The 25,195-nt window shown below is 66.1% G+C and carries 16 protein-coding genes and 1 pseudogene; 3 read left to right on the plus strand and 14 right to left on the minus strand.

Translation table 11 applies throughout. From position 1 onward, the window contains the following. Positions 1–111, plus strand: a pseudogene (locus DNJ95_RS19600) (transposase); the annotation flags it as partial. A 138-nt stretch (positions 112–249) separates the two neighbouring features. Here DNJ95_RS19600 and DNJ95_RS17845 read toward each other — a convergent pair. The 3 genes from DNJ95_RS17845 to DNJ95_RS17855 form a co-directional block, all read right to left on the minus strand. Next, complete coding sequence (locus DNJ95_RS17845) at positions 250–1,608, minus strand: LLM class flavin-dependent oxidoreductase (RefSeq protein WP_131186070.1); 1,359 nt, start codon at positions 1,606–1,608, stop codon at positions 250–252. Further along, a complete protein-coding gene (locus DNJ95_RS17850) occupies positions 1,605–2,789 on the minus strand; it encodes an alpha-hydroxy-acid oxidizing protein (protein ID WP_131186071.1) in 1,185 nt (394 codons plus the stop codon). The genes DNJ95_RS17845 and DNJ95_RS17850 overlap by 4 nt, the downstream gene beginning before the upstream one ends. Positions 2,790–2,904: 115 nt before the next feature. Then, complete coding sequence (locus DNJ95_RS17855; protein ID WP_131186072.1) at positions 2,905–4,011, minus strand: LLM class flavin-dependent oxidoreductase; 1,107 nt, start codon at positions 4,009–4,011, stop codon at positions 2,905–2,907. 420 nt (positions 4,012–4,431) lie between these two features. Here DNJ95_RS17855 and DNJ95_RS17860 point away from each other — a divergent pair, with 420 nt between their 5' ends. Then, the gene (locus DNJ95_RS17860) at positions 4,432–7,728 is read left to right on the plus strand and encodes an autotransporter family protein (protein WP_242671996.1); all 3,297 of its coding nucleotides are present in this window, start codon (positions 4,432–4,434) and stop codon (positions 7,726–7,728) included. Between the two features lie 382 nt (positions 7,729–8,110). Further along, positions 8,111–9,091 (plus strand): DUF4351 domain-containing protein, encoded by a 981-nt coding sequence (locus DNJ95_RS17865; protein ID WP_131186073.1) that lies wholly within the window; start codon positions 8,111–8,113, stop codon positions 9,089–9,091. Between the two features lie 132 nt (positions 9,092–9,223). Here the strand turns inward: DNJ95_RS17865 and DNJ95_RS17870 are convergent, their stop codons facing one another. The 11 genes from DNJ95_RS17870 to DNJ95_RS17920 all read right to left on the minus strand — a co-directional run. After that, positions 9,224–10,210, minus strand: coding sequence for an ABC transporter substrate-binding protein (locus DNJ95_RS17870; protein ID WP_242671995.1), 987 nt, complete (start codon positions 10,208–10,210; stop codon positions 9,224–9,226). A gap of 332 nt (positions 10,211–10,542) precedes the next feature. After that, on the minus strand, positions 10,543–11,877 hold the full coding sequence (locus DNJ95_RS17875; RefSeq protein WP_131186075.1) for an LLM class flavin-dependent oxidoreductase: 1,335 nt from the start codon (positions 11,875–11,877) through the stop codon (positions 10,543–10,545). Between the two features lie 10 nt (positions 11,878–11,887). Then, a complete protein-coding gene (locus DNJ95_RS17880) occupies positions 11,888–13,987 on the minus strand; it encodes a TonB-dependent receptor family protein (protein WP_131186076.1) in 2,100 nt (699 codons plus the stop codon). A 144-nt stretch (positions 13,988–14,131) separates the two neighbouring features. After that, complete coding sequence (locus DNJ95_RS17885) at positions 14,132–15,439, minus strand: NtaA/DmoA family FMN-dependent monooxygenase (protein WP_131186077.1); 1,308 nt, start codon at positions 15,437–15,439, stop codon at positions 14,132–14,134. Between the two features lie 290 nt (positions 15,440–15,729). Next, on the minus strand, positions 15,730–17,412 hold the full coding sequence (locus DNJ95_RS17890) for a glycoside hydrolase family 3 protein (RefSeq protein WP_131186078.1): 1,683 nt from the start codon (positions 17,410–17,412) through the stop codon (positions 15,730–15,732). Between the two features lie 15 nt (positions 17,413–17,427). Further along, positions 17,428–18,366: an ABC transporter substrate-binding protein gene (locus DNJ95_RS17895; RefSeq protein WP_131186079.1), complete on the minus strand. Its 939-nt coding sequence runs from the start codon at positions 18,364–18,366 to the stop codon at positions 17,428–17,430. Positions 18,367–18,378: 12 nt separating this feature from the next. Next, positions 18,379–21,090, minus strand: a complete 2,712-nt coding sequence (locus DNJ95_RS17900) for a TonB-dependent receptor domain-containing protein (protein WP_131186080.1) — start codon at positions 21,088–21,090, stop codon at positions 18,379–18,381. A gap of 509 nt (positions 21,091–21,599) precedes the next feature. Further along, a complete protein-coding gene (locus DNJ95_RS17905; RefSeq protein ID WP_131186081.1) occupies positions 21,600–22,541 on the minus strand; it encodes a FecR family protein in 942 nt (313 codons plus the stop codon). Then, positions 22,531–23,034, minus strand: a complete 504-nt coding sequence (locus DNJ95_RS17910) for a sigma-70 family RNA polymerase sigma factor (RefSeq protein WP_131186082.1) — start codon at positions 23,032–23,034, stop codon at positions 22,531–22,533. The genes DNJ95_RS17905 and DNJ95_RS17910 overlap by 11 nt, the downstream gene beginning before the upstream one ends. Continuing rightward, positions 23,031–24,371 (minus strand): LLM class flavin-dependent oxidoreductase, encoded by a 1,341-nt coding sequence (locus DNJ95_RS17915; protein ID WP_207388781.1) that lies wholly within the window; start codon positions 24,369–24,371, stop codon positions 23,031–23,033. The genes DNJ95_RS17910 and DNJ95_RS17915 overlap by 4 nt, the downstream gene beginning before the upstream one ends. Then, on the minus strand, positions 24,368–25,195 hold an 828-nt coding region (locus DNJ95_RS17920), incomplete at its 5' end, for a TauD/TfdA dioxygenase family protein (RefSeq protein ID WP_131186083.1). The genes DNJ95_RS17915 and DNJ95_RS17920, both read right to left, overlap by 4 nt.

Below are 25,195 nucleotides of genomic sequence, written 5' to 3' on the forward strand. Positions count from 1 at the left end.
AGAGGGCAGCTAACCGGGAGTTCCCGCTTTGTAGACGAGATAGAGAAAATCCAAGGACAACGGGTAGAGTTGCGAGGTCAGGGCAGGCCCAGGAATAATTCCGAAAAATAAATCTGTCCCCTTTTTTCCCTTTTTTCCCTTTTTTCCTTTGGAACCATCTCCACCGGCAATCTCTGACGTGCACGACAGTAACCGCCGGTGTGAGTGCTGCAGGGCTTCAAGTCGCCGTGTAACTGCTTTACAGCTAGCTTATGACGCCAGTGGCTGTGCCCGGGCGAGCGCCGCTCGTTCGGCTGCAACCGCATGGCGGTTGCGCGGCACCGGCAGGCCCAGGTTGGCGCGCAGGGTGTCGCCCGCGAGATCGCCGCGGAACAGGCCGCGCTCGCGCAGGAGCGGCAGTACCTGGTCGGTGAAGCGGGCGAAGTCCTCGGGTGGGCCGACGTGGATATTGAAGCCGTCCGCCGCGCCCTGGGTGAACCAGCGCTCGATCTCGTTGGCCACGGTCTGTGGTGAGCCGACGAAGCTGGAGAACGGCTGGCCGAAGCGCAGGGCGGCCTGGCGCACGGTCAGCTTCTGCTCGCGGGCGATGCGCTTGATGCGTTCGGCGTGGCCACGATAGCCGTTGACGCCCAGCTCACCGAGGTCGGGGAAGGGCGCGTCGAGGTCGTACTGGCTGAAGTCGTGGTAGTTGAACGGGCGGCCCAGTTGCACCAGGGCCTTGTTCAGGTCCAGCTCGCCCTGGCGCTCGCGCAGGATGGCCTGGGCCTGTTCGTCGCTGTCGGCGATGATCGGGTCGATGCCGGGGAACAGCAGCACATGCTCCGGGTTGCGCCCGGCCTCGGCCACCCGGCGCTTGATGTCGGCGTAGAACTCGCGGGCATCGTCGAAGTTGTCCACGCCGGCGAAGATGCCTTCGGCCACTTCGGCGGCCAGCGTGCGCCCGGATTCGGACACGCCGGCCTGGAAGATCACCGGCTGGCCCTGGCGCGAGCGGGAGATGTTGAGCGGGCCGGCGACCTGGAAGAACTCGCCCTTGTGCTCCAGGCGATGCTGCCTGCTCGGGTCGAGGAAGCGCTTGCTGGCCTTGTCGCGGGGGAAGGCGTCGTCCTCGTAGGAGTCCCACAGCCCTTGCACCACCTCGACGTGCTCGCGGGCGCGGCGATAGCGTTCGCCATGGTCGATATGGCGCTCGCGACCGAAGTTGCCGGCGGCGCCCTCCAGCCCGGTGGTGACTACGTTCCAGCCGGCGCGGCCATGGCTGATATGGTCCAGTGAGGCGTACTGGCGGGCGACGTTGAAGGGTTCGGTGTAGGAGGTGGTCAGGGTGCCGACCAGGCCGATCTTTTCGGTGGCGCCGGCCAGCGCCGAAAGCAGCGTCAGCGGTTCCAGGCGGTTGAGGAAGTGCGGCGCCGACTCGGGGGTGATGTAGGGGCTGTCGACGATGAACACGAAGTCGAAGCCGGCGGCCTCGGCGGCGCGCGCCTGTTGCCGGTACCAGTCGATGTCGATGCTGGCGTCGCCGGGGATGGCCGGGTGCAGCCATTCGTGCTGTGCGGTGCCGACACCGGTGAGGATGGCGCCGAAGTGGAGTTGGCGTGTTGTGCTCATGAGCGGATTCCTTGCTGTAGGGGGGAGGCGTTGACGTTCAGTAGTGGGGTTGCGCGGATATCGGCGAGGGTGGCGGCGCCGGCCAGTTGCATCACCGTGCGCAGCTCGTTGTCGAGGCGCTCCAGTACCGCCTGCACACCCTGCCAGCCACCCAGGGACAGGCCATAGAGCACGGGCCGGCCGACGGCCACCACATCGGCGCCGGCGGCGATCGCCTTGAACACGTCGAGGCCACGGCGGATGCCGCTGTCGAAGATGATCGGCACCTGGCCCCGCACTTCGGCGGCCACCCTGGGCAGCGAGTCGAAGGCTGCCGGCGAGCCGTCCAACTGGCGCCCGCCGTGGTTGGAGACCTGGATCGCATCGACGCCGTGGTGCAGCGCCACGCGGGCGTCGGCGGCGGTGGTGACGCCCTTGAGGATCAGCGGCAGGCCGCCGCTGTGCTGGCGCACGAAGTCCAGGCTGTCCGGCCCGAGGTGGCTGTCGAAGGCGCGCTCGATAGCGCGCGGGCGGCCCTCGCGATCGAGGAAGTTGCCGGGGGTCGGCAGGCTGAGGCCGTTGCGCCGGTCCTGCTCGCGGTTGCCGCCGACGGTGACATCGGCGGTCAGTACGATGGCCTTGTAGCCGGCGGCCCGCGCCCGTTGCAGCAGCTCGCGGTTGAAGCCGGCGTCGCGGGTCAGGTAGCACTGGAACCACTTGTCGCCGTTGCTGGCGGTGGCCACCTGTTCGAGGTTCTGGGTGGAGACGGTGCTGGTCCCGAACAGTGTGCCGTAGGCGGCGGCCCCCCGGGCGGTACCGGATTCCGCGCTGGCGTGGGCCAGGCCGTGGGCGGCCATGGCGGCGACCACCAGCGGCGATTCCAGGCGGCTGCCGAGGATGCTGGTATCCAGGCCCTGTACGGTCTTGCCGGTCAGCACGCGCTGGTCGATGAAGACCCGCGAGAAGGCGCTGCGGTTCTCGCGCAGGGTCTGCTCGTCGCCGGCGCCCCGGGCGATATAGTCGAAGGCTGGCTTGGGGATGACCTGGGCGGCCAGTGTTTCCAGTTCCAGCAGGTTGGCGAAGGGTGGAAGGGGCGTTTCGTTCACAGTGGTGGATTCCCGTGCGGCCAGGAGTGGGCGCGTTGCCAGCAGGGCGGCGCCGCTGGCCAGGAGGCCCAGGGTTTCTCGTCTGTTCAGGGGCATGCTCGGACTCCGTCCCGTCGCTGCGCATGGCGCTCGGATTGTCTCCGCTGCGTGCGGCGCGCCCTACGCACATCCAGGGTGGTAGGGGGCACCGCGCGCACCGTGGGGCCGTTGCTCAGCCGGCCTGGAGCTTGCCGGCCTTTTCCTGGCGCTCGACCAGCGCGCGGATGCGCGGCAGCAGCTCCTGGCCGTACTCCACGGCGTCGCGCAGTTGTTCGAAGCCACGGAACAGGAAGGTGCTGACGCCGACGTTGTAGTAGTCCAGCGCGGCTTCGGCGACCTGTTCCGGCGTGCCCACCAGCGAGGTGGAGTTGCCGGCGGCGCCGGTCAGCGCGGCGATCTCGGTCCACAGGCGCTTGTCGTGCACCTTGCGCTGGCTGGCCAGCTCGACCAGGCGCTCGGAGCCGATGTTGCTCTTGCCGAAGTTCTTCTCGCGGCGCGTGTTCTTGCGCAACTGGACCAGCTCCTGCGCGTCGGCGAGGATGCGCTCGGCGCGGGCCCAGGCTTCTTCCTCGGTGGCGCCGAGGATCGGCCGCAGCGACAGGCTGAAGCGGATGTGCTTCTCGCGGCCATACCTGGCGGCGGCCTTGCGTACCTTGATGATGCGTTCGCGGATCTGCTCGACCGGCTCGCCCCACATCATGTAGACGTCGGCGTGTTTGGCGGCGACTTCCACGGCGGCGTCCGAGGCGCCGGAGAAGTAGATCGGCAGGTAGGGCTTCTGCAGCGGCTTGACCAGGGTCAGGTTGTCCTCGATGCGGTAATGCTCGCCCTGGTGGTCGAAGGGCTCGGTGCTGGTCCAGGTCTTGCGGAATATGTCGAGGTATTCGTCGGTGCGGGCGTAGCGGGCGTCCTTGTCGAGGAAGTCGCCGTCGCGCTGCAGGTCGCCACTGTCACCGCCGGTGATCACGTTGATCGCGGCGCGGCCCTGGCTCAGGTGGTCGAGGGTGGCGAACTGGCGGGCGGCGAAGGTCGGTGCCTGGAAGCCGGGGCGATGGGCGACCAGCAGGCCGATCCGCTTGGTCAGAGCGGCGGCGTAGCTGGCGAGGACCAGCGAATCCGGCGCGCTGGTATTGACCGCCAGCAACACCTTGTCGAAGCCGCCGTACTCCTGTGCCTGGGCGAATGCCTTGACGAATTCCACGTCGACGATGGGGCCACGTGGGGCCTGGGATTCGCTGCCTTCCTGCGGGCCGATCAGGCCGATAAATTCGAGACTCATGTTGAGGGGCTCCTGTTCATCTCTTGGAGGCTGCCGCGGGAATGCGGGCGCCTTGATATGCACGACTCGGCAAGTGCTTCGAGAGTAGGAGGGCTATTGGTTTCATGCAAATAACATATATTCATATTTATATATTATCTCAACTTTTAATAATAATGCGCGCGATGGCATCGCTGTGGCGATGGCGCGTCAGGGCTGCGTACCATGCCGACATCCGCCGGCAATTCGTTTCGACAAAGGCGCTGGAGGCTGGAAGGCTGGACGAACTACACGAACTGCCACGTTCTTTCGCCCAGCCTCCGGCGCGCTCGTTCGGCGCGTGACGCCCTCGTCCTGGAGCCAGCCCCCGCACCGTCAAATCGCCGTAACATCCTGTGGGTATGGTCGCTGGCCTTACATACCCAAAGACTGGTGCCCGTGATGTCGCACACTTTCCGTCTCCACCCGCTTCCCCTCGTTCTGGCCCTGCAGGCCGCCATTGCCGGCCCGGTTTTCGGCGCCAGTTTCAGTGTCGGAACCGGCTCTTCCGATAGCGATGGAAAGACGCTGAACGCCGGGGAAAGCGGCAGCGTTGCCAGCGGCGGCGTGCTGAGCGTCGCGGATGGCAGTGTCGCCGTGGCCATTCGCGCCGGCGAAACGACGCTGACCAACGCCGGCGAGATCCGCCAGACCGGCAGCGCCCGCGCCATTGATGCCAACAACGGCAACCCGCTCTTCACCCTGAGCAACCAGGCGGGGGCGACCATCGATGCGGTCGGCAACGTGGCCATTCGCCTCAACCGCACCGGCGGCCAGTACATCATCGACAACCAGGGCACCATCTCCCAGAGCGGCGTCTCGGTGAATGGCGAGCGGGCGATCAAGGCCGATGCCGCCTACAGCACCAGCGGCAACCAGATCATCAACGGCTCCGAGGACAACCGCGATGCGGTGATCAGTTCGACCGGCAACGATGCCTTGCGCCTGGGCAACCAGTTCACCCTGACCAACTACGGGCGGATCTTTTCCACTGGAGAGGTCAATACCAGTTGCCCCGGCTACATGAGCGACCTCTGCGAGAACGATTACTCCGCCGCTGATGGCGTGGCCATCGAGAACGAGCGCGCCAACGTGGCTATCCTCAACCACGGCAGCATCGAGGGGCCACGCCATGGTATCGATGGCGGCGATCCGCTGGCGGCCGATGCGGATAGCGACCTGCTCGGGCTGGAGCGCTTGATCGTGCGCTCCGCGGACGGCAATGGGGTGACCTTCGCCAAACAGATCGGCGATGAAATCGTCGAGGACGTACAGATCGCCAACCCGGTGATCATCAACTACGAAGACGGCACTATCGTCGGCAATAACGGTTCTGGCGTCGGCCTGGATGGCCATGGCGTGGTGTTCAACTACGGCACCATCAGTGGCCGCTATGCCGGGGAAGGCAATATCTACGATCACGAAGGCCTAGGTGAAACCATCGCCAACGGCGATGGCGATGGCGTGGATATCGACGGTATCGCCTATATCGAGAACCATGGCCGCATCGAAGGCCTGGGCGCTGGCGGCCTGGACTCCGGCGGTCGCCCCAATGGCGGCGACGGTATCGCTGCTGGCGGCGGCACCATCCTCAATATGGAGGGCGCCTCGATCTTCGGCCAGAGCGCCGGCATCCTCATCGACGATGGCGCCAACGGCAGTTCGGCGCCCAGCGGGCGCGGCACCGTGGATGCCGATGGCGCCCCGGCGGCCAATGGCGGTGTCGCACGTATCGTCAACGCGGGCAACATCACCGGTGCCGACAAGGTCGGCGTCGGCCTGGTAGGCGACTACGACGATGTGCTGATCAACCAGGCCAGCGGTGTCATCCTCGGCGGTGCGCAAACCCTGCGTGTCGATGAGTTGGACAGCACCACCGCGGGCGCCGCCGTGCAGATGGGCGGCGGTAACGACAGCCTGAGCAACGCCGGCCTGATCGAGGGCCTCAATGGGCTGGCGGTGGATCTCGGCGCGGGCGACGACAGCCTGACCGTGCTCTCCACGGCACGCTTCGTCGGCCAGGTCGACGGTGGTGCCGGCAACGACAGCCTGGTGCTCGACGATGCCCTGGGCGGCAGTTTCGGCGCCAGCATCAATTTCGAAAACCTCGATGTGCGCAACGGTAGCTGGCGTGTCGACAATGACGACTTCAGTGGCGACACCCGTATCTACGCCGGCGCCAGCCTGTTCAACCTCGGTACCCTGCGCGGCGATGTTCAGGTCGAGAGTGGTGCGACCTTTGGCGGTGGCCGGGTCGACGGCGACCTGAATCTGGCCAGCGGTTCGACCCTGGCGCTGGCGGTCAGCGCCGAAGGCGACAGTGACACTACCAGTATCGGCGGCAATGCCGCCTTGAACGGCGCCAACCTGCGCATCGACGCGATCTCGGGCGATTACCCGCTGCAGAGCAGCTACAAGGTGCTGCAGGCCGACGGCAGCGTTACCGGCACCTTTGCCGATGTCACCAGCAGCCTGGCTTTCCTCACTCCGAGCCTGAGCTACGGCGCGCAGAGCGTCGAATTGACCCTGGCGCGCAACGACCGTGGCTTCGCCGACCTGGCGTACACCGCCAATGGCAGGGGCGCGGCCCGTGCGCTGGAGTCCCTGGGCAGCGGCACGCTGTACAACGCGGTGTTGACCAGCAGCAGCGGCAATGCCGCCAACGCCATCGACCAGTTGAGCGCGAGCAGCAACGCCAGCCTGATGAGCGCCAGCCTTGCGGGCAGCGCCCGGGTCGGCAGCAGCATGCTCGGCGCCATTCAGCAGATGGGCGGCGCCAGCAATCTGCAGGCTTCGCTGCTGCGTGAAGACGCTCCGCAGCTTGCCGCCACTGGCGTGCCGAGCTCTGCCCGGACCCTCAACGATCCTCGTGCCGAGGGCCGTCTCTGGCTACAGGGGCTGGGCAGCCACGGCAAGGTCGATGGTCGCAACGGCGCCCACGCGGTCAGCCAGGACACCCGAGGCGCCGTGCTCGGTGCCGACTGGGCGCTGGACGCGACGTGGCGCCTCGGTGTGCTGGGTGGCTATGGGCGTACCGATGTCGATGCCGGCCCCGGCGCCTCCAGCGATATCGACAGCCTGCACCTGGGCGTCTATGCCCTGCGCCAGAGCGGCCCCCTGGCCCTGCGCCTGGGGGCGGCCTACAGCCGTCACGACAACAGCAGCAAGCGCCGGGTGGAATTCGCCGGTTTCAGCGATCGCCTGCGTGGCGACTACGATGCCGACAGCCAGCAGGCCTTCGCCGAACTGGGTTATCAGATGGCCCATGGCCGGCTGCTCAGCGAGCCGTTCGCCGCCATCGGCTACCAGCGCTACAGCCATGAGGCCTACCGAGAAAAAGGTGGGGCCGCCGCCCTGCGCGTCGACAGCCAGGAGCAGGACAATTTCAGTTCCACCCTGGGCGTGCGCCTGGCCCACCTCGGCACCCTGGACAACGGCATGAGCCTGACCCCGCGCCTGAGCGTCGGCTGGCGGCATACCTATGGCGATGTCGACAGCAGTGCACGGCAGACCTTCCTCAGCGGCGGCAGCGCCTTCAGTGTCGAAGGCACGGCCCTGGATCGCGACAGCCTGTTGCTGGAGGCCGGCGTAGACCTCGGCATCAGCCGGCGGCAGAGCCTGGGCCTCGGCTACAGCGGGGAACAAGGCAGCCGTGCGCAGAACCATGCGCTGCTACTGCAGTGGCAATCACGCTTCTGAGGCCGTTCAGCAGGGTCATCGTGCTACGTGCCCAGAAGGCCGAAAACAGCGCAGGAAGGCTTTAGGCTGGACGAACAGCAGTTCGTCGTCTGTCCGAAACCAACGCTTCTACGTCCGGCTTTACAGCCTCCAGCGCTTGTTGTCGAAGGCTTCATGGCGCGATTGCCCTGGCTCCCCACACCAGCGATATCGGTTGACGATCGCGGGTGCTCTGGCCTGTCCGATTTTTCCGTTGAGTGTTGCCCAAAGGCCAAACCCTGGAGTGCGTCACAAATCGGAGCCTTGTCCTGTGACTGACCTCACACTTCCGTGCCATTGACCTTTCATCTTGCGCGTGACACCTGCAGTTTGGTGGCCAGACGGAAATCGGCTGCGGCGCATCATGAACGAAGACCACGACTCTCCCTGGAAGGAAGCGCTGGAAGTGTTCTTCCAGCCTTTCCTGCAACTGCTTTTCCCGGATATCGAGGCCCTGGTCGACTGGCGCCAGCCACCGCTTTTTCTCGATAAGGAGTTGCAGAAGATCACCGGCGATGCCGAGAGCGGACGGCGCTACGTCGACAAGCTGGCCAGGGTGCTGCTATTGGATGGCGAGGAACGCTGGCTGCTTGTCCATACCGAGGTGCAGGGAACGCCGGAGCGGGATTTCGCCGAGCGCATGTACCGCTACTACAGCCGTATCCGCGAGCGCTACCGGCTGGCGGTGATCAGCCTGGCGGTGCTGACCGACACCGATCGGGGCTTTCGCCCCGAACGCTTTCCCTGCCATTTCGCTGGTAGCGGCGTCACCTTTCGCTTTCGCACCTGCAAGCTGCTGGACTTCCAGGCGGATATGGACAAGCTGCTGCACAGCGACAATCCGTTCGCCCTGTTGGTGGCCGCCCAGCTCAGCGCCAAGCTGATCCGCGATGGCCGGCAGCGCGCCGACAACCTGGTCGCCTTCTACCGCCTGGCCATCCGCCAGCGCCTGGACCGCGATCTGATCGGTCGCCTGGTGATCTTCCTGGAGTGGATGGTGGCCTTGCCGGCCGAGGCCGGCGACTACTACGATGAACGCATCAGCCAACTACAGCAGGGGGCCATCATGCCTTATGTCAGTTCGTTCGAGCGCAAGGCGCAGCAGAAAGGGTTCGAGCAGGGTGTCGTCCAGGGGCTGGAGCGGGGCGTGCTGCAAGGTATGACTCAAGGTATGGCGCGCGGTACCCAGGCCATTTTGCTGAAACTGCTGGCACGCCGCTTTGGCGAATTGGACGGCAGTACCCTGGCGCGCGTCCAGTTGGCGGAAACCACGGAGCTGGAACGCTGGGCGGAAAATATCCTCGATGCCAGTAGCCTGGATGAGGTGTTCGATGCGAAGCGGTAAGGCCGCTCGTGGTTAGAGGCCGCCGGAAGCCGGAAGCGGAATTCCCGTAGGGTGCGGTGCTATCACCCCGCTGCGCGCGATGCACCCTGCAACGGCTTCCAGCTTATGGTTTCCAACTGCCCTTCATAAGCTTCAGGGGTTGTCCAGGCGTTCGCGGGCTTCACGGGTCGCAGCCAACATCGCCGGGTTGAAGCTGTGGTCGAACAGCGGGGCGATGCCCGGGCGCCGGGCGATGGTGCCCTGGGCGTGCCAGTAGTCGGCCTCGGCGGCGAAGGCGTCTTCCAGCGCCTGTTGTTGCGGGGTGGTTAGCCCGTACCGGGTACGGGTGCGTTCGCCGATCTGGCGCATCACCACGGGGTCGACCCGCACCAGCCTGCCGCTCAGCGCCGCCCATTCGTCGGGATGCGCGGCGACCCAGACGCTGGCGCGCGCCAGCCGTGCCAGGAAATCCTCGATGGCGGCGCGCCTGGCCGGGTCGGCCAGGGCCTGGGCGGAAGCGTACTGGATGGCGTAGCTGTCCTCGCGCTTGCCGACCCAGCCGAGCAGGCGCAGGTCGTCGCGCGCGTGCAGCAACACGCTCAGTTGCGGGTCCCAGATGCCCCAGGCGTCGATATGCCCGGCCAGCAGCGCCGCCAGCGCGGCGTCGTTGCTCAGGTTGAGCAACTGGATGTCGTCGAAGCCGAGGCCGGCCCGGTCGAGCACCTGGCCCAGCAGGTACTGGGTGCCGGAGCCTTTCATAACCGAGAGGCGCGCGCCCTTGAGGTCGGCGATCGAGTGGTAGGGCGAGTCGGCGCGCACCAGCAGCGCGGCGCTGCCGGCCTGCTGCGGCCCGTCCACTGGCCGCCCGGAGGCGACCACCTTGAGGCCGCTGGCGTCGTTGTTGCCGGCCTCGAAGATGATCGCGGTGGCACCACCATTGCCGCCGAGGTCGATATTGCCGCCGCGCAGCGCTTCGAGCAGCGCCGGCGTGGCAGAGAATTCCGACCACTCGATGCGGTAGGTCAGGTCGTCCAGTTCGCCGGCGGCCTCCAGATAGGGACGGTTGCCGATCTTGTTCGGCGCGCCGACCCGTAGCACCACGCCGGACAGGTCCGGCTCGCCGGCGCTGGCCGTGGGCACGCTGGCGTTCTGCCGTTCGCAGCCGCCCAGCAGCAGCGCCGCCAGCAGGGCAGCGATGAACGGCAGTGTTGTCGCCAGGGGCAGGTATCGGCGGGCCTTTCTCCCTTTCTCCTCGCGGGCTACGGTGTGGACACATCTCTCCGACTTGGGCCATTCCCCCTCTCCCTTCGCGGGAGAGGGCTGGGGAGAAGGAGGCTGAACGGTGTCATACCCTGGCCCCTCGTGTCTTCCCCAGCCCTTCTCCCGCAAGGGGAGAAGGGAGTTCTGTTGTGCACTGCCTGACAAGTGCTGTCGACGAGCAGGGTAGCCCAAGAAGCGCAGGCAAAAGGACTTCATCGCGCCACCTCCGCCGGATGCGCCGGGCGTGGCAGGCCGAGGCTGTCGCGCAGGGTGGCGCCTTCGTATTGCGTACGATAGATGCCCCGGCGCTGCAGTTCCGGCACTACCTGCTCGACGAACTCCTCCAGCGGCGCGGGGAAGAACGGGAACTGGATGATAAAACCGTCGGCGCCCTCGTTCTCCAGCCACGCCTGCATATGGTCGGCGATGGTCTGCGGCGTGCCGTAGACCACCTGGTGGCCACCGGCGCAGGCGAAGTGGCGGGCCAGTTGGCGGATCGTCAGGTTTTCCCGGCGCGCCAGATCGACCAGCAGTTGCTGCCGGCCATGGGCCGAGTTGTTCGGTGGCAGTTCGGGCAGCGGGCCGTCGAGGGGGTATTGCGTCAGGTCGAGGTCGCCGGCCAGGCGGGCGATGGGCTTGATGCCGAGGTCGTCGGGCAGCAGGTCGAGCAGTCGCTGGTGCTTGGCGCGGGCTTCTTCCTCGCTGCGGCCGACGATGGGCAGCAGGCCGGGGAGGATCTTGATGTGGTCCGGGTCGCGGCCATGGCGGCGGGCGCGCTGCTTGACGTCGCGGTAGAAGGCCTGGGCTTCCTCCAGGGTCAGGGCGGCGGTGAACACCAGGTCGGCGGTCCGCGCCGCCAGCTCGCGGCCAGCCTCGGAGGCGCCGGCCTGGGACACGATCGGGTGGCCCTGGGGGGCGCGCGCCACGTTGAGCGGGCCGCGCACGCGGAAGTGCTGGCCCTGGTGGTCGAGGCGATGCACCTTGGCCGGGTCGAAGTAGCGGCCCTGCTTGTCGCGTTCCAGCGCATCGTCCTGCCAACTGTCCCAGAGGCCGCGCACCACGTCGTGGAATTCCTCGGCGCGGGCGTAGCGCTGGGCATGCCGCAGGTGTGCATCGAGGCCGAAGTTGCCGGCCTCGTCCTCGATCTGCGAGGTGACCAGGTTCCAGCCGGCGCGGCCGCCGCTGATATGGTCGATGCTGGCGATGCGCCGGGCCACGTGGTAGGGCTCGTTGTAGCTGGTGGTGACGGTGGCGATCAGGCCGATATGGCGGGTCAGCGGCGCCAGCGCGGCGATCAGCGACAGCGGCTCCAGGTAGGTGGCACGGGCGAAGCCGGTGCGTCCGCCATCGGCCAGGGTGTCGGCGGGCACGGCGGCGCTGTCCTGGAAGAACAGCGTGTCGAACCTGCCGCGCTCGGCGGTCTGCGCCAGGTGCGCGTAGGCGGCGAAGTCCATGTCGGTTTCCGGCCGGGCGTGCGGGTGGCGCCAGCCGCCGGCATGGTTGCCGGGGGCGAACAGGAAGGCGCCGAGTTTCAGTTGCTTGCTCATGCTCGGTTCCTCAGAAGTCGTAGCTCACGCCGGCCACCGCGGCGCGGCCGTCGCCGGGGTAGAACACCGCCACGTCGTTGCCCCTGGCGTCGTATACCGTGGCGTTGCCGGAGGCGTATTCCTTGTCGGTGAGGTTGGACAGGTCGAGGAACAGCGACCAGCGCTGGCCGCTGTCGTAGCCCAGGCGCGCGCCGAGCAGGGCGTAGGCGTCGGCCTTGAAGCTGTTGGCGAAGTCCACGTAGTAGCTGGAAGCGGCGTTGACGCTGAGGCCGGCGTAGAAACCGGCGGCCTGCTCGAAACGCAGTTCGGCCTGGTAGAGGTGGCGCGGTACACCGGGCAACTGGTTGCTGCCGAACACCTCATCGTCGCGGAAATGGAAGTCGTTGAAGGTGTAGGCCTGGCGCAGCGACAGCCGGTTGCCGCCACCGCTCCAGAGGGTGTTGACAAGGCTCGCCTCGACGCCCTGGTGGATGGTCGGGCTGCCGTTGAAGGCGGTGACCAGGGCATCCTGGCTGAGGCTGGCCGGCTCGATTTCCACGTTCAGCAGTTCATCCTTCACCCAGGCCCGGTAGATCGCCAGGCTGGCGTCGTAGCCTTCGCCATTGGCGCGCAGGCCGAACTCGAGGGTGTTGGCCTTCTGGTCCACCAGCGGTTTGACGAAGTTGACCCGGGTGCTGAAGGTGGACGGCGAATATTGCCAGGTGGCCGCCGGGTTCAGCGAGCGGCTGAGGTTGGCGAACAGTTGCAGGCCCGGCGTAGCCTGCCAGGTCAGGCCCAGGCGCGGCGCCAGGCTCCATTCGTCGTAGACCCTCGAGCCCTGGTAGCCGGCGTTGATCGGCGCCGCCGAGTGTTCGATGGCGATGTCGCGCCTGACCTGGATCACCGACAGGCCGCTGAGCAGTTTCAGGTCGCGGGTCAGGCCAAGGCTGTTGCCGAAGGCGAAGACATTGTCGAACGAGCCCTTGTAGCGGTTGTACTTGACCTTCTCCAGGCTGCCGTCGACGTTGCGCCGGTAGGTGTCGGTGCGACCGGTGGTCTGCTGGGTGTGGAACCAGCCGAGGGTGCTTTCGCTGGGCAGGCCGAACACTTCGTCGTTGCGCGTGTAGCGCAGGCTCAGGCTGGCGTCGCGGTAGTCCGAACTGCTCGGCGTGCTGCCGTAGCTGTTCAGGCGTTGCGGCAGCTTGTAGTAGCCGAGGCCGAACTCCAGGCTGGAGGTGTCGTCGATCTGCCAGGTGGTGCGGCTGCCGACCTGCAACGAGCCGTACTTGTCCACCAGGTTGCGGTTGGCGCGCAGCGCCGCGCTGGTCTGTTCCGGGTCGCGGCGCAACTGGGCGCGGGTCAGCGCGCCGGAGGCCTGGTGGTATTCCTCGCGGTAGCGCAGGTACAGGCGGGTTTCCAGGTCCGGGCTGAAGCGGTAGCCGAAATTGGAACTGAAACCACGGGATTTCTTGAATGTCTGGTCCTGGAAGCCATCGCGGCGCGACTCGGTGAAGTTGACGTAGTAGTCGGCGGCACCGAGCACGCCGCCGCTGGCGAGCTGCGACTTGTGGTAGCCGAAGCTGCCGGCCTCCAGGTGCAGGCGGCTGCCGGGGCTGTCGAGGCCGTTGCGGCTGACGAAGTTGACCGCGCCGCCGAGGGACAGCGCGCCGTAGTCGAAGGCGTTGGCGCCGCGCAGCACCTCGGTGTGGTCCAGGCCGAGCGGCTCGAACAGTTCGTAGGAGGCGCCGCCGGGGCCGGTCAGCGGCAGGCCGTCGAACAGATATTTCAGCCCCAGCGGCATATTGCCGACGTTGGAGAGGATGCCCGAGCCACGGATCGACACATGGATGCCGTCGTTGCCACCGACGTTCTGCACGAACACGCCGGGCTGGTAGGCGAAGATGTCCTGGGGCGCGGCGCGGCCTTTCTCGACTTCCGCGCCGGAGACCACGCTGGCGCCGCCGGGAATGTTGCGCAGGCGCTGTTCGGCGGCCTTGGCCGGGGTGAGTTTCCGCTGTTCGATCACCACGGTTTCCAGGGTAGTGTCGCTGTCTGCGGCGGCCTGGGCGCTGCCCAGGTACGACAGGCCGGTGCCGAGGGCGATGGCCAGGGTAAGCGGATGGCGATGCATGCAAGGACTCTTCTGTTATCGGTATCGTTATCGTTGGTGCGCATGGCGCACTCTCATCATTGGTGCGCATGCACCCTACGGGGGAATGACGCACGGCTGCGGTGGCCCCGGGCACGGGTAGCGTGCGCCGTGCGCACCGCTCTGCTAGCGGATGGCCCGTTCCAACGGCGCGGCGTAGCGGCTGTGCGGGATCGGCAGGCCGAGATGGCCGCGCAGGGTGTCGCTGGCGTAGTCGCGGCGGAACAGCCCGCGCTTCTGCAGGATCGGCACCACCTGCTCGGCGAACAGCCGGGCGCCGTCCGCGCCCTGGCCGGGCATGACGATAAAGCCGTCGCTGGCGCCCTGGCGGAACCACTGTTCGATATGGCCGGCGACCTGTTCCGGGCTGCCGACCACGCGCCCGTGGCCGGCCGAGCCGCCCTGCAGTTCCAGCAACTGGCGCAGGGGCCAGCGTTGCTGTACGGCGAACTGGCGGAACAGCGCGTAGCGGCTCTGCCGGCCTTCGATGGACAGCACCTCGGGCAGGCGCTCTAGGGGTAGCGGGCGGTCGAGGTCCAGGTCGCCCAGCTCGATGCCGCCGAGCTGGGCCTTCAGGGCGGCCCAGATGTCGCTGCCGAAACCTTCGAGAATGCGCTCGTTGAGCTGGCGCGCCGCCGCATCGCTTTCGCCGATCACCGTGCTCAGGCCGGGCAGTATCTTGATATGGGCCGGGTTGCGCCCCAGCCGGCGGGCCTGGGCGTGCACGTCGTCGCGAAAGCGCCGGGCCTCGGGGATATGGTGCTGGGCGGTGTAGATGGCCTCGGCGAAGTGCGCGGCGAAGGCCTTGCCGTCCTCGGACGAGCCGGCCTGGAACAGTACCGGGTGGCCCTGGGGCGAACGGGCGGCGTTGAGCGGCCCGGCGACCTGGTAGAACTCGCCGCGATGGTCGATAGGATGCACCCGGGCCGGGTCCGCGCAGGGGCGCTGGCCCGGCTGCTGGATGATGGCGTCGTCCTCCCAGGAGTCCCACAGCTTGCGCACCACCTCGACGTGTTCGAGGGCGCGCCGGTAGCGTTCGCTGTGCGGCGGCAGCGGGGTGTCGCCGAAGTTGTCCGCCCCGGCGCTGGAGGTGACCACGTTCCAGGCGGCGCGGCCAGCGCTGAGGTTGTCCAGCGAGAGCACCTGGCGCGCCAGGTTGAAGGGCGCGGTGAAGCTGGTGGAAAGGGTCGGTACCAGGCCGATATGGGAAGTCAGCGCCGCCAGCGCCGAGAACAGCGTGATCGGCTCAGGACGCGGCGGCTGCGGGTGGACGCGGTCCTGGAAGGCTACGTCGGCGACCATCACGAAGTCGAACCGGGCCCGCTCCAGCAGTCTCGTGGTTTCTGCGTAGTAGCCCAGGTCGCTCGGTCGTTGGGGAGCGGCTGGATCGTTGCCTGGCGAGTTGAACAGCAGGCCGAGGTGCAGGTGTGACATGGGAATCCTCTTCCGGTTCGTGCGTTTGCAGATGGAATGGATGCTAGGCAGGCGGGCTTTTTCATTGCCAATAATTTATAAATATTTATATATAAGATTCTTTATTTTTATATTTAAGGGCGGCAGTGCGCAGGTGGGAACGAGGAGCATCGCGACGATACCCATCGGGCGATCGATGATGGGTATCACTGCGTGTGCTGCCGGGATACATGGATAACACGCTCAACCCATCCTGCCGGCCAGACCTCCCGGCGCTGATTTCCGGGAGGGTAAACACGCTGAAGGATTCCTCAGTAGCGGGCTTCTTCCCGCCCACAGAAGCTATCCACCGGGTCGCCTGCGGTGAATGCCTGCTCGCCCAGAAGCTTGGCGATCAAGGCGCGTTGCACGGGCTCGATGGCGCTGTAGGCATTGATGTAGGTTGGTATCAGTGGCGCGTCGTACAGATAGTAGGGCTGGCCGAGGGAGATCACCAGCGTTGGCAAGTCATGCCAGTGGCGGCGCAGGCTGTCGCGAATGTTGCCGCCGTGGATGCGTTGCCAGTTGAGATAAATGTGCGCGCGTGCGGTGGAGGACTCTTCGGCGAGTACATAGATCAGCAGGTCGCTGCTGTCCCGGCTGGGTGGATCTTGAGGATCGTAGTGGCTCACCTCGAAGCCTCGTTCGGCGAGCAACTCGGCGATGCGCAAGTCGGGTCTCAACTGAGTCGGGTGGCCGATCACGCCTTCGCTGGCCAGCACGATGCGACGATGTTTCTCGAGGCTGATGGGTAACAGTCGCTGGCGATCCTTGACCAGGGTGATGCTGGCCGCTGCCGCTTCTTCGGCGACCGCGCGGTGCGGTGCGGATTGCAGGACGTGACGCAGTTCATCCAGGGCGATCGGCGGGCGCGGGTCGCGATGCAGGCCCAGGTGTGCCTTGAGCGCCAGGATGCGGGCCACTGCCTGCTCCAGGCGTTCCTCGCTCAGCCGGCCTTCGCGCAGCCCTCGGTACATCAGGTCGAAATCGATGCTGGGGTTTTCCTGGGTAAAGAGGAACACGTCGCAACCGGATTCGATCACGGCCGGCACCAGCTCGGCACGGCTGTGCCAACTGGTCAGTCCGGCCATGCCGGTGGCATCGGAGACGATCAGGCCGTTGAAGCCCAGTTCCTCGCGCAGCAGGCGCCGATTGAGCAGGGCGGAGACGGAGGCGGGTTGGAATGCTTCGCGCCCGGCATCGGGCAGGTGGCGGCGGATGTAGGCGGGTAGGGCGATATGCGCCGACATGACGCTCAGCACGCCGCCATCGATCAACGCCTGGTACAGCGTGCCGAACGTAGCCTGCCAGTCTTCCCAGGACAGCGGGTTGACGGTGCCGACCAGGTGCTGGTCGCGATCGTCGAAGCCTTCGCCGGGCCAGTGCTTGGCGGCCGTGGCGATGCCGTGGCGCTGGAGTATGTCGACGTGCAGGCGTGCCTGTTCGAGGATGCGCCGCTGTTCGCTGCCGTATGAGCGCGTGCCGACGATGGCGCTACGAAAGCGTGCGTTGATATCCAGTAGCGGGGTGAAGGACCAGTTGTAGCCCAGTGCCCGGGCTTCGCCTGCCATGACCTCGAGCACCCTGGCCGACAGGTGCGGGTCGTCGGCGGCGGCCAGGCCGAGGGGGTTGGGCAGGGGCGTGCAATGCAGGTAGCTGGCGCCACCGCCTTCGATATCGCCACTGATCAGCAGGGGCAGTTCGCTGTTGTCGGCAAGAAAACGGTTGGCGCGCCAGATATCTTCCAGGCTGCCGCGCACGGGGCGGAAGATGCCGCCCGGGGCGAAGCCGAGCAGCTCGCGCTGGTCGAGCAGGCGGTTGCTGCGCGAGGCCAGGGTGAATAACTGGCCGATCTTCTCCCGCGTACTCAGGCGCCCGAGGGTCTGGCGTACCCAGGCGATGGCCTGGTCGTCGAGGTTGAACGGTGCGGCTTTCAGGTCAATGGTGTGAGGCATATGGGGCTCCTGGATTCAGGCAAGAAAATCGAGATCCCAGAGTGGGCTGACATCCACCTGCCGGGGGATGGCGCCGGCGGCGAAGAGCGCGTCGGCCACTTGCTGCTGGGACTGGATGCTGGTGTGGTCCGGCCGTTGCAGACGGCCCAGTTGGCCCTGTTCGTCCAACTGGTCGAGGTAATAGGCGGCCGGGACATTGGTGAGCTTGCCGTTGAGTTCGGCCCACTGCTGTGGGTTGGCGCCCACCCATGCCAGGGTCTCGCGCATGGCGTCCAGGTAGGCGCGTACCGCCTGGCGGCGTACTGGATCGGCCCAGGCCGCATTGGTCACCCCGTAGGGATAGTTGCCGGAGAGGTAGCCGGCCGAGTCTTTCAGCAGCCGCGCGCCGAGGCGGAATTTGGCGAACTGGACGAACACCCCGTAGATGAACCAGGCATCCAGTTCGCCGCTCTGGAAGGCCGACAGGCCATCCTGGGTGGTGAGGTTGATCGCCTGCACGTCTTGCCAGCTCAGTCCTTGCTCCTTGAGCACCTGCAGCAGGAAGAAGTGCGAGGTGGTCGCGCGCACGTAGCCGATACGCTTGCCGCGCAGGTCGGCCAGTTGTTCGAGCGACGACTTCTCCGGCACCAGGATCACCTGGGTGGCGGGTGGCATCTTCATCACCCCGACCAGCTTGTAGGTGGTATTGGAGGGCAGGGCGAAAACCGGTGGTATCTCGCTCATCCCGGCCAGATCCAGTTGCTGGCTGGCCAGGGCCTCGGTAATGGGCGCGCCGCCCACGTAGTAGCTGACCGGATAGGGCAGCGATACACCGGCGGCCTCGAAGGAATAGGACAGGTCGCCCTTGTAACGGCCGACCCGCAGGCTGGACGCGGCCAGGGCACCAGTGGCGGATGACAGCCAGGGGCTGGCGGCTGCCAGCCCGAGGAGCAGGTTGAATTCTCTGCGACGCATGGGGGCTCCGAGTCAGAAGTTGTAGGTCAGGCTGCCGTAGTAGTAGGCGCCGTAAGGGTCGTAGGCGGGGTTGCTACCCGTGGAGGGGAAGCCGGCCGGGTTGCTGGTGAGGTCGTAGCCCTTCGACGGCGGGTCGATGTCGAACAGGTTCTGCGCGCCGAGGGCGACACTGAGTTGCTCGTTGAAACGCCAGCCCAGTTCCAGGTCGGTGATCCACTGGGCCGGATACTCCACGTCGTAGTAATGGGACTCGCTGCTGACGTCGGTGTGCTTGCCGTAGCGGGTCAGTGCCGCACGCAGGCTGAACGCGCCAAGGTTGTAGTCGGCGCTGAGAATCAGCTTGTTCTTCGGATACACGCTGGTGAAGTAGGAACGTGCGGTGCGATCCAGCAGCACATTGCCGGAACCGACCAGGGCGGCAGGGCTTTCCTTGACGTCATCGATGCGTGTGGTGTTGAGGTTCAGCGCCAGGCCCAGTTTGAGGTCGCCAGCGCTGCCGAGATTGCGGCTGTGGTCGAACACCAGATCCAGGCCGCTGGTGGTGGTGTCCAGGCCATTGGTCGCAAAGCGCACCCAGGTGTTCGGGGCGTATCCGTAGTTCGCCAGCAGGCTTTCGTAGCTGCCGTTGCCACTGTCGCGGATGAAGCCGGTCAGCACCAGGCGATCCCGAATGCGGATCTGATAGGCATCGATGCTCAGGTTGGTGGCCGGGGTCGGTTGCCAGACCAGGCCGATACTGAAATTAGTGGACTTCTCCGGTTTCAGCCCCTCGGCGCCGAGGGCGCGGGCCAGGCCCGAATCGACGGCGATGTTCGACGAGGTGACCAGCACGGTCTGCGCATTGATCGTGTAGTTGGCGCTGGAGCTCTGCTGGTGTGCGGTCTGCGACAACGACGGGGCGCGGAAGCCATTGCTCAGGGTGGCGCGTACGGCCAGCTGGGGGGCGAATTCATAGCGGCTCGAGAGTTTGCCGCTGAAGCTGTCGCCGGCGTCGTCCCGATAGCTTTCATAGCGGGCGGCCAGCCCGATATAGAGCTGTTCCGTCGGGTTCAGGCCGAGATCCAGGTATCCGGCGAAACTGTCGCGGTCGATATCCGCTGTCTGCTGGTCGGACACCGTGGTGGCGGCCTGCACCCCGGCAACGCCTGGTACACCACGTATCTGGTAGTTGCCTACTGCCCAGCCAGCCGGATCTCCGGCCTCGGTGCGGTAATGTTCGTAGCGATGCTCGAAGCCATAGGCGAACTGCAGGGGCTTGGCCAGGCCCACGTCGAATGCACGGTTGAAATCGAGGTTGTTGCTCCATTGGTCGAAGCGCGAGTCGTAGAGGTGGAAGCGGGTGGGGCTGTCGGGGCCGAGGGAGACGTTCAGGCTTTCCTGCTCGTGACGCAGCTTGTCACGGCTGTAGGTGCTGCTGGCATCCCATTGCCAGCCTTCCTCGCTGCCGCCCTTGAAGCCGGCGGCCAACTGATAGTCGAGTTGTTTGGCGCGGTAGTAGGGCGTGAAACCATCGGGCCGCAGTTCGATCACGTTGTTCGCCGAGTTGCTCGAACCGTTGCTGGTGGCATTGGGGCGGCGGAAGTTGGCGCCGATCCAGCCGTCACGCTGGCTGATGGTGGAGAAGGAATAGAAGGTCAGGTCGTCATCGATGGGCAGCTCGGCGTTGTAGGCCACGTTGACCTGTTTGATCTTGGGCAGGCCGCCACCGAATACGTGGCGACCGACCGTCTCGTCGCGTGGGTCGCTGTTGACGCCGTCGATACCGTAGAAGGCGCCGCTGGCCCGTTCGGCGATACTGGCCGACTGGTTGGAGCGAGCGTCCAGGGACAGATTGAAGACGCCGTCAGCGGGCAGCGAGAAGCCGCTGTTGAGGCTCTGGTAGAGCTGCTGGCCATCGCCGGATGCGCGTTGCCCCACCTTGCTGATCGCCTGGCCGCCATGGTCCTGCTGTTTCAGGACGATGTTGATGACCCCGGCGATGGCGTCCGAACCGTACTGGGCGGAAGCTCCGTCGCGCAGCACTTCGACCCGCTCGATGGCGCTGAGTGGAATCAGGTCGAGATCCACCGAGTTGGCCAGTGTCGATTCCCGCGACGCGTTGATCATCGCGCTGGCATGACGGCGTTTGCCGTTGACCAGCACCAGTGTGTGCGAGGGCGACAGACCGCGTAAGGTGGCCGGGCGTGACACGCTTTCGTGGGAGTTGCTAGCGGCATGCTGCACGTTCAATGAAGGGATCAGGCGTTTGAGGGCATCGCGCATCGAGGTCGCACCGCTCTCCCGCAGTTTTTCCGAGGTGATCACATCGATGGGCGAGGGGCTGCTGGCAACCGTGCGCAGCTCGCTACCGCGGTTGCCGGTTACCACCACTGCGTCAAGGCGCGGGTCGGCCTGCCGGGGCGTTTGAGCTACGTGGCGTACGATGGTAATTCCCGATGCGTTGCTGCGTAGCTCCAGACCGCTGCCGCTGAGTGCGCGTCCGACGGCTTGTTCCAGGCTAAACGAGCCCTGAATGGCTGGGCTGCGCAGGTCTTCCAGCAATTGCGGATCGGCCGAAATGGCTTGACCACTCTGCTGCGAGAGGCCGAGCAGCACATTTTCCAGGCTGCCGGCAGGGACTGCGAACGTGGTTTCGAGGGTTTGCGCATGGCTGGTCGAGGCCATGGCAGGGGTTGCCAGCAACAGCGCGCAGCTCAGCAGGGTAGACCGTAGAGTGAAGGGCACGTCGATGTTCCTTATGGGGAGTTGGTGACTGCCTTGAGCAACGACGTGGGAAAATTTTCCAGCTTGATTAGATGATTTCGTTCAATGGATATAACGGGGCCAGGGCCGGACGCTTGCAGGGTGGGGCGACAGCCCTGTGGCTGTCAGCGGGGCTTTAGCCGTGAGCTATTCGCGGGGTTCCCGTACTCAAGACACTTCATCGTTCTTCTGGGGGCTGTTTTTGCCTTGCGCTGGCTACCTCGCCAACGTTTTCCAACGGCCTGCTAGGGGCTGTTGACGTTTCGGCATGGATTGCCGGATCGAGGCACAAGCGGCCTTCGGCTTTCGATTGAAAGCGCTAATGGCTGAACGCTGGACGAAAGAGCTGGCGCCGTGTGCCGGTCGTTCAGCCTCCAGCCTCAAGCGCTTTTCGGCTGTCCGCTTGTGCCTCGAAGAAGCCCGTTCGGAGGGCTAGATTTGAAATATATTTCCATCTGAATCAATGAGTTAAAGAGAAACGTCAACAGACCCTAGGTGAGGTCGATGGTGGTGAAGAATGGCGTGCGCTGAATGGCTAGCGGCAGGCCGCTGGCCAGCAGGTCCAAGCAGCGGGGCACGTCGTCGAGCGGGTAGCGGCCGGTGACGCGCAGGCGGGCGGCGGCTGTGCTGATACGCAATAGCCCATAGTGATAGGCGCCGAGTGAATCCACCAGCCGCGACAGTGGATGATTGCGCAACACCAGCCATCCATCCAACCAGGCGGTTTCCTGGTTGTTGGAAGGCGTTTCGCTGTAAATCCTCTGGTGGTCGAACAGGAGGCTGCGCCGGGCGGCCAGTGCATGCTGGCTGTGTTGCGTGCTGACCAGCCGGGCCCCCTGCTCGAAGGTGATCAGACGAAGCCGGTCACCTTCCTGGCGCAGCAGAAAGCGTCCGTGATCCAGATGCAGCGTGCGGCCCATACTGCGCAACAGGAACGGTGATGCGTCGCGGTTGACCTGTAGCAGCAACTCGCCCTGTCTATGGCTCAGGTGCCGGGGTGCATGGCTGTCGAGGCGGGCGATGCTGCGGGCGTTGAGGTCGAGGCGGCTGCCGTCCCGCAGCCACCAGGTGTGTCGCTCACCGATTCCTGTATAGAGGTCGCCGGGCAGTGCCGGGCCAACCCGTGCGATGCGTTCCAGCAGCGCGCCGCTGGCACCGAGGCCGAGCAGGGTCGAGCCGCCGCGCAGGAACTGGCGGCGGCTCGACGGTGCCTGGACGATCTTCAACAACTCATCGCCGGGAAGCTGCCGCAGCTCAGTGCTGGCCAGGGGCGCCAAGCCGTTGCGTAGCCGCTGCAGCGTCTGTGCATTGCGCGGGCTTGCCGCACACCAGGCATCCAGTTCGCGCTGTTGCGCGGCATCGAACTCGCCCGATTGCAAGTGCACCAGCCAGGCAATGACTTGTTCGAGGCTGTTATCCCTATCAGCGTTCATCGGCCAGGGCCTCCCAGCAGTTATGCAGTGCGCTGGCCATCAGGCGGTGAATGCTGGTCACCGACAGTCCCAGGCGCTGGCTGATCTGCGAGTAGGTCAGGCCTTCGACGAAACTGCAGACGAATACCGCTTTCGCCTGCCCCGGTAGTCCGTTGAGCAGCCGGTCGAGGTGTAGCAGGCGATCGATCAGTTCCAACTGTTCCTCCGGCGAGGGCTGGACCTCTTCGGCTGTTCCGGCGAGCAGTCGCAGGTAGGCTTTTTCCAGGTCGCGTCGGCGCCAGCTTTCATACAGCAGGCGGTAAGCGATGGTGGTGAGCAGCGCCCTGGGTTCGCGAATGCGTTCCGGCGCCGGCATGCTCAGCACCCGCAGGAAGGTCTCCGCGGCCAGGTCTTCGGCATGCTGCTGGCAGCCGGTGCGTGCACGCAGCCGTGAACGCAGCCAGGTATGGTTCTGCTCGAACAGGTGCTGGATGACGGAGTTGCTGTCGTTCATCGAGCCTTGATCCGGGAGGGAGCAGGTACGCGCAGCCCCAGGTGCTCGCGCAGGGTGCTGCCCTGGTATTCGCGGCGGAATACGCCGCGCCGTTGCAGTTCGGGCACCACCTGGTCGAGGAAGCGTTCCGCGCCGCCGGGGCTGTAGGGCGGCATCACCACGAAACCGTCGGCGGCGTCTTCCTGTAGCCATTGTTCCATCTGCTCGGCAACGCTTTTCGGCGAGCCGACCAGCTTGGCGAAGGCCAGGCTGGAGGCGTACCAGCGCCCCAGTTGCCGCAGGCTCCAGCCGGCCTCGATGGCGTTGCCGATGACCACGTCGAAGCGGCCCTTGCTGCCCTGGATGAAGTCGCGGATATCCGGCACCGGCGCCTCGGGATCGTGCTGGGCCAGGTCGTAGTTCATGCTCGCCGACATGAAGGCCAGGCCGGCGAGCGGCTGGATCAGCTCGTCCAGTTCGCCGGCCAGGTCCTGGGCCTGCTGGTCGCTGTCGGCGACGATCGGGTAGAGGCCGGGCAGCACCTTGACGGCATCGGCCTGGCGGCCCGCGTCGAGCACCTGCCGCTTGAACTGGCGATAGAAGGCCCGGGCCTTTTCCAGGCTCGATTGCACCGGGAAGATCACCTCGGCATTGCTCGCGGCCAGTGCCTGGAAGGTGCCGGAGACGCCGGCCTGGATCAGCACCGGGTGGCCCTGGGGCGGGCGCGGCAGGTTGAGCGGGCCGCGCACGCGGAAGTGCTCGCCCTGGTGGTCGGCATAGTGGATGCGGCTGGCGTCGGCATAGCGCCCGCTGGCTTTATCGACGATCAGCGCGTCGTCTTCCCAGGTGTCCCACAGCGTGCGCACCAGCTCGATGAATTCGCCGGCGCGGGTGTAGCGCTCGGCGTGGCCCAGGTGCCGCTCGAGGCCGAAGTTGCGCGCCTCGCCGTCGTTCACCGAGGTCACCGCGTTCCAGGCGGCGCGGCCGCCGCTGAAGTGGTCGAGGGTGGCGAACTGGCGGGCCACGTGGTACGGCTGGTGATAGCTGGTGGAGATGGTCGCGCCGAGGCCGATGCGCTCGGTCAGCACGCTGAGCGCCGAGAGCAGCGCCAGCGGTTCCGGGCTGCCGCTGGGGCGCCAGGTGACGGCGGCCTCGAAGTCGCCACCGTGGATATCGTCCAGCGCCAGCTTGTCGGCGACGAACAGCAGGTCCAGTTTCGCCGCCTCGGCGCGTTGGGCCAGGCGCTGGTAGTAGCGGATATCCAGGGCGTTGCCGTTCTCCGCCAGCGGATGACGCCAGCCGGCCAGATGGCTGCCGGCATGGGTGAGGAACAGTGCCAGGTGCAGTTGGCGGCTCATGCCCGTGCCTCTGCCCGGCGCACGCGATGGGGGATATCGTCGTCGGCGATCAGTACCCGCTCCATCACCCGCGGGAAGTCGCCGTAGTTGTAGACCGGGTAGTGCAGGGTCGAGCGGTTGTCCCAGAAGGCGACCGCGCCTTCGCTCCATTTGAAGCGCACTTGGTATTCCGGGTTGCTGAAGGCCTTGAGCAGCAGGGCCACCAGTTCGCGGCTTGCCTCCAGCGACCAGCCGAGGATCTGCGGCGACATGGAGAAGTTGATGAACAGCGCGTCCTCGCCGGTCTGCGGGTGGGTGCGCACCAGCGGGTGGGCGATGACCGGGTAGGCGTAGTCGATCGGGTCCAGCGCATGGCGGAAGTCGTGGGTGACGTAGGCGCGGTCGATGCGCTGCTTCACGTCTTCCGGCAGCCCCCGGTAGACCAGGCCGCTGTCGGCCCAGACGGTGTCGCCGCCGGACCGCGGCAGCGATACCGCGCGCAGCACGGCGCCGTAAGTGGGCTTCAGCAGCCAACTGGTGTCGGTGTGCCAGCGGCCCTTGCGGGCATCGCCGTAGGCTTCCCGGGCCTCGCTGGCGAGGATCAGGTGCGCGGCGGGTAGCCGCTCGTCTTCGCGGCGGGTAGTGGGGTGGACATAGAGCTCGCCGAACTGGCGGGCGAAGGCGACCTGCTGCTCGCTGCTCAGGTGCTGGTCGCGGAAGAACAGCACCTTGTGCCTGAGCAGCAGGGTATGGATTTCATCGCGCTGCTGCGTACCGAGCGGCTGGCCCAGGTCGATGCCGCCGATCTCGGCGCCGAGGGTCGGCTCCAGCGGGGTGACCTGGAG

Origin of the sequence: Stutzerimonas kirkiae, assembly GCF_004327335.1 — a bacterium.
Taxonomy (GTDB): Bacteria; Pseudomonadota; Gammaproteobacteria; order Pseudomonadales; family Pseudomonadaceae; genus Stutzerimonas; species Stutzerimonas kirkiae.